13 protein-coding genes are annotated in these 13,414 nt (G+C 59.1%); 6 read left to right on the top strand and 7 right to left on the bottom strand.

Annotated features, from left to right (window positions below; translation table 11 throughout):
- The first annotated feature begins 443 nt into the window (after positions 1 to 443).
- Entirely contained in the window at positions 444 to 725 is a 282-nt protein-coding gene (locus ACELLULO517_RS25710; RefSeq protein WP_227310331.1) for a hypothetical protein, read from the top strand.
- A 382-nt stretch (positions 726 to 1,107) separates the two neighbouring features.
- Here the strand turns inward: ACELLULO517_RS25710 and ACELLULO517_RS25705 are convergent, their stop codons facing one another.
- On the bottom strand, positions 1,108 to 2,889 hold the full coding sequence (locus ACELLULO517_RS25705) for a thiamine pyrophosphate-requiring protein (protein WP_227310406.1): 1,782 nt from the start codon (positions 2,887 to 2,889) through the stop codon (positions 1,108 to 1,110).
- 279 nt (positions 2,890 to 3,168) lie between these two features.
- On the opposite strand from ACELLULO517_RS25705, the gene ACELLULO517_RS25700 reads away from it, so the two are divergent.
- Genes ACELLULO517_RS25700 through ACELLULO517_RS25685 form a run of 4 tightly spaced genes read left to right on the top strand, consistent with a single transcriptional unit; the run spans position 3,169 to position 6,702 of the window.
- Positions 3,169 to 4,290 carry a glycosyltransferase gene (locus tag ACELLULO517_RS25700; protein WP_227310329.1) on the top strand — a complete coding sequence of 374 codons (1,122 nt, stop codon included), beginning with the start codon at positions 3,169 to 3,171 and terminating at the stop codon, positions 4,288 to 4,290.
- Positions 4,287 to 5,402: an acyl-CoA dehydrogenase family protein gene (locus ACELLULO517_RS25695; protein ID WP_227310328.1), complete on the top strand. Its 1,116-nt coding sequence runs from the start codon at positions 4,287 to 4,289 to the stop codon at positions 5,400 to 5,402. The genes ACELLULO517_RS25700 and ACELLULO517_RS25695 overlap by 4 nt, the downstream gene beginning before the upstream one ends.
- A complete protein-coding gene (locus ACELLULO517_RS25690; protein WP_227310326.1) occupies positions 5,396 to 6,124 on the top strand; it encodes a PIG-L deacetylase family protein in 729 nt (242 codons plus the stop codon). Before ACELLULO517_RS25695 ends, ACELLULO517_RS25690 begins: the two co-directional genes overlap by 7 nt.
- Positions 6,121 to 6,702, top strand: coding sequence for a class I SAM-dependent DNA methyltransferase (locus ACELLULO517_RS25685; protein ID WP_227310325.1), 582 nt, complete (start codon positions 6,121 to 6,123; stop codon positions 6,700 to 6,702). The genes ACELLULO517_RS25690 and ACELLULO517_RS25685 overlap by 4 nt, the downstream gene beginning before the upstream one ends.
- Here the strand turns inward: ACELLULO517_RS25685 and ACELLULO517_RS25680 are convergent.
- The 4 genes from ACELLULO517_RS25680 to ACELLULO517_RS25665 form a co-directional block, all read right to left on the bottom strand.
- Positions 6,690 to 6,947, bottom strand: coding sequence for a hypothetical protein (locus ACELLULO517_RS25680; RefSeq protein ID WP_227310324.1), 258 nt, complete (start codon positions 6,945 to 6,947; stop codon positions 6,690 to 6,692). The genes ACELLULO517_RS25685 and ACELLULO517_RS25680 overlap by 13 nt on opposite strands.
- Positions 6,948 to 7,461: 514 nt before the next feature.
- Positions 7,462 to 8,046, bottom strand: coding sequence for a YceI family protein (locus tag ACELLULO517_RS25675; RefSeq protein ID WP_227310322.1), 585 nt, complete (start codon positions 8,044 to 8,046; stop codon positions 7,462 to 7,464).
- A gap of 105 nt (positions 8,047 to 8,151) precedes the next feature.
- Positions 8,152 to 8,784 (bottom strand): NAD(P)H-binding protein, encoded by a 633-nt coding sequence (locus ACELLULO517_RS25670; protein ID WP_227310321.1) that lies wholly within the window; start codon positions 8,782 to 8,784, stop codon positions 8,152 to 8,154.
- A 147-nt stretch (positions 8,785 to 8,931) separates the two neighbouring features.
- Entirely contained in the window at positions 8,932 to 9,762 is an 831-nt protein-coding gene (locus ACELLULO517_RS25665; protein ID WP_227310320.1) for an SDR family NAD(P)-dependent oxidoreductase, read from the bottom strand.
- Between the two features lie 98 nt (positions 9,763 to 9,860).
- On the opposite strand from ACELLULO517_RS25665, the gene ACELLULO517_RS25660 reads away from it, so the two are divergent.
- Positions 9,861 to 10,457, top strand: coding sequence for a TetR/AcrR family transcriptional regulator (locus ACELLULO517_RS25660; RefSeq protein WP_227310318.1), 597 nt, complete (start codon positions 9,861 to 9,863; stop codon positions 10,455 to 10,457).
- A gap of 359 nt (positions 10,458 to 10,816) precedes the next feature.
- On the opposite strand, the gene ACELLULO517_RS25655 is transcribed toward ACELLULO517_RS25660, so the two are convergent.
- Positions 10,817 to 11,854 (bottom strand): ABC transporter ATP-binding protein, encoded by a 1,038-nt coding sequence (locus tag ACELLULO517_RS25655; protein WP_227310317.1) that lies wholly within the window; start codon positions 11,852 to 11,854, stop codon positions 10,817 to 10,819.
- Between the two features lie 8 nt (positions 11,855 to 11,862).
- Positions 11,863 to 13,413 (bottom strand): ABC transporter permease, encoded by a 1,551-nt coding sequence (locus ACELLULO517_RS25650; protein WP_227310316.1) that lies wholly within the window; start codon positions 13,411 to 13,413, stop codon positions 11,863 to 11,865.
- Between the last annotated feature and the right edge of the window lies 1 nt (position 13,414).

Here is a 13,414-nt window from a genome sequence, read left to right as displayed (position 1 = left end):
CCTTCGTGACGCGCGCGGCACCGCCGCCTCTGCGGTCCGAGCGGCCGGCGCTTTTGGTTTATCCAGGACGGCTTTCTTGACGAGAGGCATGTTGCTTTCCAGACAGGTCTGCCGACGAGGCTCACAGGACTGATCACCTCTGCTACCAGCCTCGACAAGGAACGCGAAGCCCTGATTTGCAGATAGGTCGCTTCCTCAAATTTCGGTCTGGCCTCGGTCCTTGGACGCCCATTGGACCGGCATCTGTGACGACATGTCGGCGGCGGTCAACGCTCCAGTCTTTGTCCACTTCTGCACAATCGGGAGACGCGCATACCGGCTAGGCGAACAAGCGCCCTAAAATTTCCGCAAAAATTCCTGATGCGGATATGGATATCGCTCTTCTCCAGCCTATCTGAGCCAATGGCGCAGACGACCGATCGCGCTATCCGAGGGAGGCTAAGATGATCGCCAATACAAATAATGGGTCCGCTATCTTAATATGGGTAGAACGCGGCCAGACACCGACGGAGACCGCTTTCAGGATGGGATCGCCGTCTTCGACTCCAACCTACCACCTGGATATCCAGACCGCCGTCAACGAAGCCATGCGAATTCTGTCGAGCGGATTATCCCTTGGCCGTGAGCCTTGGATTTTATCGCAAGGACATCTGCTGGGGCCTGACGATATTCAGCTCGCCCATGGGCGTATGCCGCCTCACCTCTCGGCCATGATGCATTATTAAGACATCAACCAAATACATCTAAAACATATTGCATTTCTTTCAGTCTTTTACTTCAAATTTGCCCTGTCGGATAATCATCGACAGGGCCAAATCAGCGGTGTTTGCTCGCCGGACCGAACGGCAGTTCATCCCCTCCGGCATCTCGCCGGATGGGGGCTTATCCACTTTTAAAACAAACCCGACAGATCGAATGGAGTGGATCATTGCCTGTTCGCCAGGCACATCGATTTTCAGGCGCAGTTTGTCTTGCCGCCGGCCTGAACTTCGACAAGCACAACGTCGTCTTGGTCCAGGCAAAGGTCCCGTCTGCTTCGGGCACGTCTGTCGGCACGGAATAGGCGCGTGCCGATACCGCCCGAATTGGCAAACTACTCAGCACCGATCAGCTCTTGTGGCCGGGTAAGACGCCCGCCAGCAGTTCCTTCGCGCTATTGATGATGACGCTGGAGCGCTCCGGCTCATCGAACAGGGACGTCATGAAATTGCGCGCATCCTTGAGCGTAATATGCGGCGGCAAAGGCGGCACATTGGGATCGGTATAGGCTTCCAGTATCACCGGACGATCGGCCGCCAGCGCTTCGTCCCAGGCGGCCCCCACCTTGTCCGGGTGATCGACGAAGATGCCTTTCAAGCCAAGAAGTTCCGCATATTTGTGATAAGGAAAATCGGGAATGCTCTGCGTGCTCTCGGTCTTGCCGGCGCCCAATTGAACCCGCTCCTCCCAAGTCACCTGATTGAGGTCGCGATTGTTCAGCACCAGAACGATGAGCCTGGGGTTGGACCATTGTTTCCAGTATTTGCTGATGGTGATCATGACATTGAGACCGTTCATCTGCATGGCGCCGTCCCCCATGCAGGCAATCACAGTCCGGTCCGGATAGGCCATTTTGCCGGCGACCGCATAGGGTGTGCCGGCGCCCAAGGACGCGAGCCCTCCCGAGAGCGATGCCTTCATGCCGCGGCGGATTTTCAGATCGCGCGCATACCAATTGGCGACCGATCCGCTGTCCGCCGTGATGATTGCGTTTTCCGGCAGGCGCGGCGACAACTCCCAGAAGACGCGCTGCGGATTGAGCGGCTCGGCGTTCTGCATGGCGCGCTCCTCCAGCGTCTTCCACCAGGATTGCAGCCCTTTTTCGACCGTCCCGCGCCAGGATGTATCCGTCTTTTGCTGCAGCAGCGGCAGCAAAGCGCGCAGGGTGACCGCGCTATCGCCCACCATGCTGACCTCCATCGGATAGCGCAGGCTGAGCGCACCGGGATCCATGTCGATCTGCACGCCGCGCGCGCTGCCAGGCTTCGGCAGAAATTCGCTGTAGGGGAAGGACGACCCGATCATCAGGAAGGTATCGCAGTCCTTCATGAGGTCCCAGGACGGTTTGGTGCCGAGAAGACCCAGCGAACCCGTGACCCAGGGCAGATCGTCCGGCAGCGCAGCCTTGCCGAGCAGGGCCTTGGCGCAGCCGGCCTGCAACTTGTCGGCGATGGCGATGACCTCATCCGTCGCCTGTAGCGCACCTGCCCCCACCAGCATGGCGACCTTTTTGCCTGCATTCAGGACGGCCGCGGCCTGTCGCAGCACGGCATCGTCAGGCAGCTTGGCCGGGCCGGCGTAGCCGACACCGGTATGGGTGGCACCATGGGCGTTCGGCGGGTCCTGATAGGGCATCAACTGCAAGTCATTCGGCAGGATCACGCAGGTCACTACCCGCCGCGCGCTCGCGATGCGGACAGCGCGGTCGATCAGGTGGCGGACCTGCCCGGGCAAGCTCGCCTGCATGACGAACTCACCGGCCACATCCTTGAACAGGTTTTGCAGATCAACTTCCTGTTGATAGCTTGCACCAAGCCCCATGCGCGCCTGCTGGCCGACGATCGCGACGACAGGCACGTGATCCATCTTGGCGTCGTAAAGCCCGTTGAGCAGATGAATGGCGCCGGGCCCGGATGTCGCATAGCAAAGTCCGACCTCACCGGTGAACTTGGCGTGAGCGGAAGCCATGAACGCCGCCATTTCCTCGTGCCGAACCTGCACATAGTCCATCTTGTCCTTGGCTTTTTCGAGCGCGACATCCAGGCCGCCGACGCCGTCGCCGGGATAGCCATAGACGCGCTTCAGGCCCCACTCGCCGAGACGGTTCCAAACGAATTCGCTGACGTTCATGGATGCCATTGCTGAGATTTCCTGCTGAGGAATTGTCTGCCCGACATGGTCAGGCGCCTATGCGGAAGATGGCGTCAAACGGGGATTTTCCAATCACGACTTCCGGCGATGGGTCGTATCTCGCTGCAGGTGCAAAAAAGCTGAAACGAGCACTACCGCACATTCGACAAAGTGTTCGTCTCAATCGGCAATAATGTGATTTTCGACTATTCGTTTCCGGTCTTGCCGCTGCGCTGCGCTGCGCACATTTCTGCATTCTGATCCGGCCGGTGGTGTATTTTGAATTTTCCCCGCAGCAAGAATCCAAAAACCGTCGTGGCTATTCCGGCGAAGGACGAAGCCGACCTGATCGGCGCCTGTCTTTGTGCATTAGCGCACCAAAGCGAATTGGCTGATGACATCGTGCTTCTCGTCAATAACGCGACGGACCGCACGGCAGAGATTGCGCGAAGCTTTGGCAGCACCGGTGGTCGCCTTCATGTGAAGGAAGTGACGCTGTCGCCGGCGCAGGCGAATGCCGGAACCGCGCGACGATTGGCAATGGAATACGCAGCCGATATCGCCGGAAGCCAAGGCGCCATTCTGACGACGGATGCCGATGGACGGGTTCCTGAAGATTGGGTGGCGCGCAATCTTGGCTGGCTTCGCTCAGGTTATGATGCCGTATGCGGCATGGCCGCGATCGACCCTGCGGACGAGGCCCTGATCCCTGCCCATCTCATTGACGACGATCTCAACGAGACAAAGTACAAGGCATTGCTGGATGAGATCGATCATTGGATTGATCCCCGGATATGGGATTCCTGGCCGCGCCACACGCACCGGTCCGGCGCCAGCATCGCGGTGCGGTCAGCCGTCTATGCCGCAGTCGGTGGAGTGCCGCATGTAAGCCAAAGCGAAGATCGTGAATTTATCGCAAAGCTTGAAGGGCGAGACTGCAAGATCAGGCATGACAACGGGATCATCGTCACGGTATCGGGCCGGCGCCTAGGCCGCGCGCCCGGCGGCATGGCAGAGACGATCGCCCGCCGCATCATCCAGCAGGACAAATGGGCGGATGACCGGCTGGAAGCGCCCCAAGCGGCCCTTCGCCGGGCGCAGCTGCGACGGGCCGCGCGGGACGTCTGGACCTTGCCCTCGGATTGCCGGTCTCTTGCCTCTGCCCTGCGGCTTCCGGTTTCGCAGATCCAAGCCTTCATGCTTAGTCCCTGGTTCGGTGCTGCCTGGGCTGAGATCGAGGCGGCGAGCCCCGTGCTTCGACGCAAGCCCATCGCGATGGCGTCTCTGCCGCATGCTATCAGGGAGGCGGCGCCCATCCTGCACCTGCTACGGCACTCTGATCGGCCGATCATCAGCAATTTGGAAATAACTCACGATGATATGACGGTTCTCGCCGAATGACGAATGCGCCGGATCTTTGCCTTGCTCTTGAAACTCTTGCAGAAACCGGACTGCCGGTTGCTGACCAGGCCATCTTCCCTGGGGCGGCGATGGACTGTCTGGCGGATATCGGGGTAATGCGCGCATCCCTACCCACGGCCTTCGGTGGCCTGGGCTTGGGCACCGAGCCCGGACGCGGGATCAAGACCTTTTTGATGCTCCACAGTCTCGGACGCATCAGCTTGCCGCTCGGCCGACTGGTGGAAGCACATGTCAACGCGCTTCGCATCATCGCCCGCTACGGCAACCCTGGGCAGATGGCGGCAGCGGCGGACGGGGTGCAGAGCGGCGGGGTATTCGGGCTCTGGGTGACCGACCCGCCGGGGGTCGCCGGTCTGACGATGCAGCAGGATAGCGCGTCCCTGCGCCTGACGGGTGGCAAAATGTTCTGCTCGGGTGCCGGGCATATCGGCTGGGCTGTGGTCACGGCCTTCGACCCGGCCTGCCAGGACCAGCGGCTGCTGCTTCTGCGGCTGGACGGGTCTGAACGGATATCCCCCTTACCCGCTGGCCTCGCCGGGATGAAGGCGGCCGTCACCGGGCAGGTTGATTTCAGCGGCCGGATTCTACCCGTCGAGACCATGATCGGCCAGCCAGGCGACTATTTGAGGGAGCCCGATTTTTCGGCCGGTGCCTGGCGCAGTTCCGCCGTCGCCCTCGGCGGACTGTTCCGATTGACCGCTCTGTTACGCGACCAGTTGAAGGCGCGCGGCCGCGCCGATGATCCGCATCAACGCGCGCGCTTCGGACAGGTGCTAATGGCACATGAAACCGGCCGCTTGTGGCTGCATCGTGCCGCCGTGATGGCGGAAAATCTGGAAGCCCACCCGGATGAAATCGTGGCGACTGTCGGTCTGGCCCGGCTGGCGGTGGAGCGCGCTTGCCTGGACGGGATTGAACTCGTCCATCGCTCTCTCGGTCTCTCGGCCTTCCTGAGCGACAATCCGGTGGAGCGGCTGACACGAGATCTGCAGACCTATCTGCGCCAACCGGCCGCCGACGAAGTCTTGCACAATGCCGCAGGATACTTCCTGTCCCATGCCTTGCCGGCTGCGGGGGATCGCCCATGCTGATGCGCGAGGTCCGGGCCGCTTGGGAAAAGCTGCCCTTGGTTGATCTTGAGACTTTGCTGGGTGGGCGGACGCCGTTGATATTGGCGCCACACCCTGATGACGAAAGCCTGGGCTGCGGCGGCTTTTTGGCCCAATGCGCTGCAGCCGCTATTCCGACGCAGGTCGCTATTCTGACAGACGGCAGCCGGTCTCATCCGGGCTCCGTTACCTATCCGCCGTCACGCCTCGCCGCCGTTCGCAAGCAGGAAGCCCTCAAGGCATTGATGGTTCTCGGCCTGCCGGAAAACAGCCTGTGCTGGATTGGCGCTGAAGACAGCTCCCTCCCCTTATCCGGGCAGGAGGCGGAAAACATCCTCGCCCGCCTGACCGATTTGTGCGACCGGACTGGTTGCAACCTCGTGCTCTGTGCCTGGGGACAGGACCCGCATTGCGACCATGAGGCAGCTGCCACCATCGCGGAGGTATTGACCCGCAGATTGAGACTTCCTTTGATGAGCTATCCTGTCTGGGGATGGACCTTGGCCGATACCTGTGATTGCCCAGCCCCCGGACAGGGATTTCGTTTGGCAATCGGCCAGGAAATGCCACTGAAGCAAAAGGCCATCCGCGCCCACGCCACGCAATATGGCGGCTTGATCACAGATTCACCGGATGGCTTTACGCTACCCGGCCATCTGCTGTCCGTTTTCGAACGCCCCTATGAGACGTTTCTCATCCCATGACCGATCCATCGTACGACCGCGCTTATTTCGACAACCTATACGCAAGCGACCCCGACCCGTGGCGATTTCGCAGCAGCGATTATGAGCGGGCTAAATATGCAGAAACCATAAGTATAATCAGCGACCGCAGATATCGAAATGGCCTGGAAGTCGGCTGCTCCATCGGCATCCTGTCAACTTGCCTCGCCCCGCTCTGCGACAGCTTTCTCGGCCTCGATATTTCGGAACATCCCTTGAAGGAAGCACGCGCCAATTGCGCGGCGATCCCCGCCACCCGGTTTGAGTGCATGCGGGTTCCAGATCAATGGCCCGCAGGGCAGTTCGACCTGATTGTCCTGTCAGAGGTGCTTTACTTCCTACCGGCGTCAGAAATCGATGCCTTGGCCGCATGTGTTTTGAAATGCCTAGCACCGGGCGGGCGCGTTATCCTCGTGAACTGGCTCGGCGCCGACGAGTTGCCGCAGCCCGGCGACTTGGCCGCAGAGCGGTTTTTGTCCGCAGCGCCCCTATTCATCGCCGCGCAACGGCGTCACGCGCTTTACCGGATCGACCTCATCGAAAATGATCAGGCGCGATAGCTGAGCATACCGACCAACCGTTCCTCGCGGCTATCAGCGTCGTCCAGATCGAGGCCGATGACGACAAGGCTTTTGTTTTCCTGCTGATAGTCCCGCTCCGTCGCGGACGGCGTCTTAAAGCGAAAGGTGCGGCCGTCATCAAGCAGCCCCAGCATTTCGCTATTTTCCTGAAGCTGGATGATGAATTTCTCGCCGGGTGTCGGCTTTTCGCCGGCCTTAACGTCGATCTGTGCGTTTGTAGGCATCGTCTTTGCTCCGCTTTGTCAAAATTTCAATCACGACGGCAGATTGGGGCGACAGAGGTTGGCAGCAAGACCGCCAAGCACACGCCTGCTTCAGCATCGATCAACTTCAGGTGCGGTCTTTGCACTGGCTTGGATACAGCGCGCCGCTTGTTCCCACGTCAGCGCACCCAACGTTAGTCGGACCTAGAGCAGATTCCGGTCAGATGGAATCATCTGGCCGGGTGAAGATGTTCGTAAAAACAATAATCGAGAACGGTATCTGTGAGCGTAAGCGAGCAGGATGCCTCTAGCCGGTGAGGTTGCACTGTCAGAAAATTGAGGCACAACACCAATCCAATTTTCTGATAATCGAACCTGTCTTCCTCACTTGAAGTCCTTGCCTTACCAATCTTCCATGGTTCGGACGTACGGCTGTCCCATTAGGAAAGTCGGGGTTTTTCTCAGCGCAATCTCATAGCTATGATATTCAACCGGTGACTGCCAACGATCGCACGGAAGCAGTTCTTCTAGCAACTTATTGCTTGATACCCTCAAAATTGATTGTCACGTGAACAATGTCGCCAACATATGGGACATAGGCATTCATGCCGAACTCGGAACGCTTGATCACAGTTGTGGCTGTGAAACCTACCTTAAAAACATTCGTGCCAATCTTATCCTGCGCCATACGATTAAACGTCGTTTTGAGGACCAGAGGCTTGGTAACCCCTAGAAGCGTGAAATCACCCTGGATGTCTGCGGTTTTGGGACCGGTTTTCTTAATATGTGTGCTTTTGAAGGTCATCGTTGGAAACTGCGCTATATTGAAAAACATCGGCCCCTGGAGAACCTTGTCTCGAGCGGCGAAGCCGGTATCGACACTGTTCGCAGCCATGGAAACATCGATCGCGCTATCCTCTGGCTTCATTGAGTCGAGTATCAGGGTTCCCCTAAGATCACGAATGGACCCGGTAATGGTTGAAAAACCAAGATGGTTGATCGTGAAGATCGTTTGTGTATGAGCCGGGTCAAGGGCGTAGGTGTCGGCAGCAAAAGCGGAAGGCGACGATACGACGCAGATCATGGCCGCCGTCAAAAGTGCTTTTGGTGAAAGGGTCATGATTATGGTCCGTTTTGGTTCGACTTATGAATTGCTGCTCAAACGAAGCGGCGTCGCGCTGGCGCCCGCGGCTCCGAAGAAATTTGCGATGGATATTGCCAGATTTCAGTTCATCTCGTCAGCGTAAATCCAATGACAGCCCAATTTTGGAACGACGACCGCGTCGAGCAACGCAGCAGCAATGACATCCGCTGGATTGACATGGAACTTCTTCGGCAGGATCGGAGCCAAGAGCCGTGCCAGCGTCAGCACTGCTGTCTCTATTGCCCGCGCTTCATTTCTCTCTCCACCGATGATGCTGGGCCTGCAAATCGTAAGCGATCGGAACCCGATGTCCTGGATGGCCTTTTCAACCTCACCTTTTGTTCGGTAGTAGAAGCTCTTGGACGCTGAGGATGCCCCCATGGCGGTGACAACCGCATATGTCTCTACGCCGACAGCGCGCGCGGCCTGGCCAAATAAAATAGGAAGTTCGTAGTCGACATGGCGAAATGCTTCCTTCGACCCTGCTTTTACTTGGGTCGTTCCTAACGCGCATATGACCGCGTCCAGTTTGTACGATTTTAAAATCGGAGCAAGCTCCTCAAGGCTTGAGTTGACTGGATTTACCAACTTCTCGCTCTGTGGCAGCACCCTCCGTGTTGGCGCAATCACCTCCAAAAAGGTGTCGTTAGAAAGCGCGAGCTTCAACGCCCTGCTTCCCACCAACCCTGTAGCGCCCAAAAGGAGCAGTTTCATCTTCAGTCCATCTCATTCGAGCATTGGCGTCGAACCGAAATCTTGAAAAGCTGGCGCGATGACGCAGTGGTCGATGCGCCGTGGGATCCAGATTGCTCAGCGAAGGGCCAAAGGACAGAAGCCTGGCGCAGGATCACATGCGTCGCTTCACATGTATGCTTTGCCCTGAGCTAGGTTCGATATGGCTTCCCATTTGTGCCAGTTGGTGAGCCGCGCCTCATATACCGCCTTGAATTTCGCAATTGTTGTCGAACCCAGCACCAAGCGAAGCGGCGGATCATTCGCGTCCACGGCTTCGAAGATCGCGGCAGAGGTAGCCAGCGGATCGCCAAAATCCTCGGGTTTGAATGACGCGCGAATGGCCTGGCGAATGGGATTATAGACGTCGATTGCCGGCGGCGTTTGCACGGCTGCGCGAAAACCAGTGGCAAAGTGGCCCGGTTCAATGATCGTGACTTTGATACCGAATGCGGCCACTTCGGCGGCCAGCGCTTCCGACAAGGCCTCGACTGCAAATTTGGTTGCGGGGTAAGTGCCCCCTGTCGGGAAACCGATCACGCCCCCGACGCTCGACACCGTCAGAATGTGACCACTGGCTTGCGCCCGCAAAATCGGCAGCGCTGCCTGAAGAACCCACATCGTCCCAAAGACATTCGTGTCAAAGCTCGCTTTGGCTTGCGCGGGCTCCAACTCCTCGATGGCGCCCATGTAGCCATAACCAGCGTTGCTCAGGATGACGTCGAGGCGCCCGAAATGCTGGCGCGCTTGATCGACTGCCGTGAACACGGCATCCCGATCCGTCACGTCCAGCGGCAGGGCAAGGACCGCATCGCCATAGGCCGTCACTAGGTCACCGAGCGCTGCCGGATTTCGCGCGGTTGCCACGACCCTGTCACCTCGCTTCAACGCCGCCTCCGTCCAGACAAGGCCAAACCCTCGCGATGCACCCGTGACGAACCAAACCTTTGTCGAGGTCATAGTGAACTGCCTCCTGTTAAATTGCACTCAGTGTAATTATGCATATCGCACTGAGTGTAAACTTGGCAAGCCCCTTTCCCGCAGTCAGAATGGTTCGTATGAATAGCGTCGAGAAAACCCCGGTCGGTCTGCGCGAGCGTAAACGCCGGTTGACGCTTGACCGGATCGCAGAAGCTGGTCTGAAGCTCTTCATCGAATATGGCTATGAGGCGACCACGCTCGATGCGATCGCGGCGGCAGCGGGCATATCGCGGCGGACTTTTTTCTATTATCTAAAGTCGAAAGAAGATGTTTTGCTGGCACATGAGAGCGGCGGCATACCGCATGTTTTGCGGTCTACCGTGCTCAAGCAGTCGCCGGATCAATCACCGATCAACGCCGCTCGGAAGACTTTCCTCGCCCTTGCCTCAAGATACGAGAGCAAGGAGTCCATTCTTGCGGACCGCATCCTGCGATCAACGGAAACGCTTCGGCTAAGCAAAGAAGCGCTTCACGTTCAGTTGGAGGAGGTTCTGGCCGAGGCCTTTTACGATTTGTGGCCCGATCAGACGCAGCGGCCTGCTCTACGTCTTGCCGCCAAGATGGCTATGGGCACGCTACGTTTCGCCAAAGACAACTGGCGGCAGGACAACGCGGCACGTCCGCTGGCGCAATATATCGAAGAGGCCTTCGGCCTTCTCGGTCACCTGATTTAGCTGGCTTTTCCAAGGTAAAAAGGGGTGAGCCTTGGTCCGACAGAGGGCCTTGATACGCGTGCATAGCGTTGAAATCGCTCAGATAATGCGTCACTTTCCCGTTGATTAACGCAACGCGAGAAGCTTTTTGGCTCTGATCCTGAATCAGCCCGAAGATGGACATGCCGCGTGGCATTTGCCGGGCGGGCAGCCGGGTGCGGATAGTGGTCTGTGCGGCAGGGATGAGTGCGCCACCGGTAAAGCCTTGGCCGACGCGCCCAATGATCATGGTCGATAGATTGTGGGAGAGGCCGATGGTCAACGAGAAAAATGTAAAAGATACAGCACACTGGTTTGGCAAGCGCCGGACCCGGCGCAGCCTAGAACAAATGTGAATATGCCATCACAGTCCCTTCGACTCGAACCGCGACTATAGTTCCCAATATAGGAGCCGAGTGGCCAGGAACGAGCGCTTCGATCGGGATTGAATTTTCTGTTGCCTGCAAGGTGACCCTACAAAAACTGCCGTGGAAGGTCACAGTACGGACCGAGACCTGGTAACCCTCCCCCGACGGTACCAAGCAGATCTGTTCTGGGCGGATCAGAATTTGCACCGGCCCTGTCTCAGGGGACCCAGCCAAAGGCAGCTTCCCAAATGGAGTGATGGCGCAATCCCCCATCGCTTGCCCCGGCACCATCACGGCCTTCCCCAAGAACTTGGCCAGTTCGGCATCAGCAGGTTGCTGATACAGAGTTCGCGGGTCGGCAACTTGAACAAGTTCTCCGGCACGCAGTGCGGCAACCGCATTGGCCATTGACAAGGCTTCGCTCTGGTCATGCGTCACCAACAGTGTTGTGGCACCGGCTTTGGTGAGAGCACGCGTGACGGCTTGCCTCGTCTCAAGCCGCAAAGCCTCGTCAAGCGCCGAGAAAGGCTCATCCAGAAGGACGAGCGCGGGTGACGGTGCCAAGGCGCGGGCGAGCGCCACGCGCTGCTGCTCGCCGCCGGAGAGTTGGTATGGCGCTCGATCGGCATAGGCTTCCGGCAATCCGACCAGGGCCAACAATTCAGCCACCCTGCTCCGCACCCGTCTCTGCCGCCAGGGCAGACCGAATGTGATGTTCGCGGCGACGGACAGATGGGGGAACAGCGCGCCTTCCTGCGCGACATAGCCAATATGCCGCTGCTCAGGCCGGAGATGGAGGCCAGGGCCACAGACGGGAGCACCGTCGATCGAAATAGTTCCGGCATCCGCCCGCTCGAAACCGCAGATGAGCCGCAGCAGCGTCGTCTTGCCACTGCCCGAGGCACCGAGCACGGCAACCAGGTTTCCGCGCGCAACGGACAATGTCAGTTCCCGCAGGATAGGTGTGTTGTCGAAGGCTTTGCGCAGCCCCGTGATGTGTAAGTCGGCCATCGACGTTCCTAAACCCCGCGAACCAATCCGAACCGTCGGGCCAGCACCCAGGCGGAAAGAAGCGATAGTGCGGCCATCAAAGCCGCGTAGGGTGCCGCCGCAGCAAAGGCGAGCGTCGTCGTATTCGCCCAAACCTGCACCGCAAGCGTGCGTGTTCCAATCGGCGCCATCAGCAGTGTGGCCGTCAATTCGGTGATCACCGACACGAAGACCATCGCCGCTGCCGCACCAAGCCCCGGTCCCGCCAAGGGCAACAGAACGCGCCACACCGTTGCAAACCAACCGAGACCGGCAGCGCGGCCGGCCTCCTCCAACCCCCTCTGCACTTGCCCAAAGGCCGCCCGGACGCTCACCAAGGCCAGCGGCAGAAACAGAACCGCGTAGACGACCATCAGTAGGAATGCACTTTGATACAGCGGCCTTAGCAAGGTGATGGTGATCGAGATCATCGCCAGGGCCAGTACGATCCCTGGCATGCCTTGAGACAGATAGGCTGTACGCTCCAGCAGCGCGACCAGCCGCCCATCGTAACGCGTGGCGAGGAAGCCCAGCGGCAAGGCGAGTGCCATGGTCACCGCCGTTCCGCCCAAAGCCAGGCGCAGCGATGCCCATGTGGCGCTCAACACGTCCGGCAAATTGGCTGCGGCGACAGACGTAGCGGCAGAATTATGCTGCGTCAGCCAATAGAGGATCATGCCAAACGGCACGCCAAGCGTGACCAGCGACAGCATGCCGAAGCCAGCCAGGACTGGAAGGCGAAGACGCCCGAGCGCTACCCGTGACGCAGGTCGCACGACGCCGCGCGCGATGCGGTCATAGCGCGCCTGGCGCCTGGACCAGGATTCAGCCATGAGGCAAAGGACGCATAGAAGGATCAACAGGATACCAAAGAGCGCGGCTTCCGAATTGTCGAAGCTCGTCCGGTAGATGGCAAAGATTTCCGTGGTGAGCGTGCGGAACCGCAACAGGGCAAACGCACCGAATTCCGTGAGCGTATTCAAAGCCACAAGCAAGATGCCGCCCAGCAGTGCTGGCCGCAGATGCGGCAAGGTCACGCGCGCAAAGACCTGCCAAAGTCCCAGCCCCAGGCTGCGCGCCGTCTCCTCCAGGCTTGGGTCCATGGACCGCAAAGCCGCCGCTACTGGCAAATAAATGAGCGGGAAATAGGAGCTGGTCACGACCAGCAACGCGCCGCCGAAATCCTGCAAGGCTGGGCTGAGCGACACCCAGGCGAAGCTGGTGATGAAGGATGGCAAGGCGAGCGGTACCACCGCCAGCACCGCCCAGATGTGTCGCCCTGGAAGATCGGTCCGTTCCACACACCAGGCCGCCGCCGTCGCGATAACGGTAGCGACCATGGCGGTGCAGGATATGAGCGCGAGCGTGTTGACCAGCAACTCTCCGACCAAGGGGCGAAAAAGCAGCATGCGTGCGCCTGCGGCGCCGACGCCCCAGGCCAGCACCGCCGTCCAGCCAATCGGTGCTAGCACCAGCAGGGATGCCAGGAGAGCGGCCGCCAATAGAGCGGCCGGGATGGGGCGTGATGGCTTCCAGCGCATC

It is taken from the genome of Acidisoma cellulosilyticum (genome assembly GCF_020621385.1).
Classification (GTDB): Bacteria; Pseudomonadota; Alphaproteobacteria; order Acetobacterales; family Acetobacteraceae; genus Acidisoma; species Acidisoma cellulosilyticum.
This window is presented reverse-complemented; position numbering and strand designations above follow the sequence as displayed.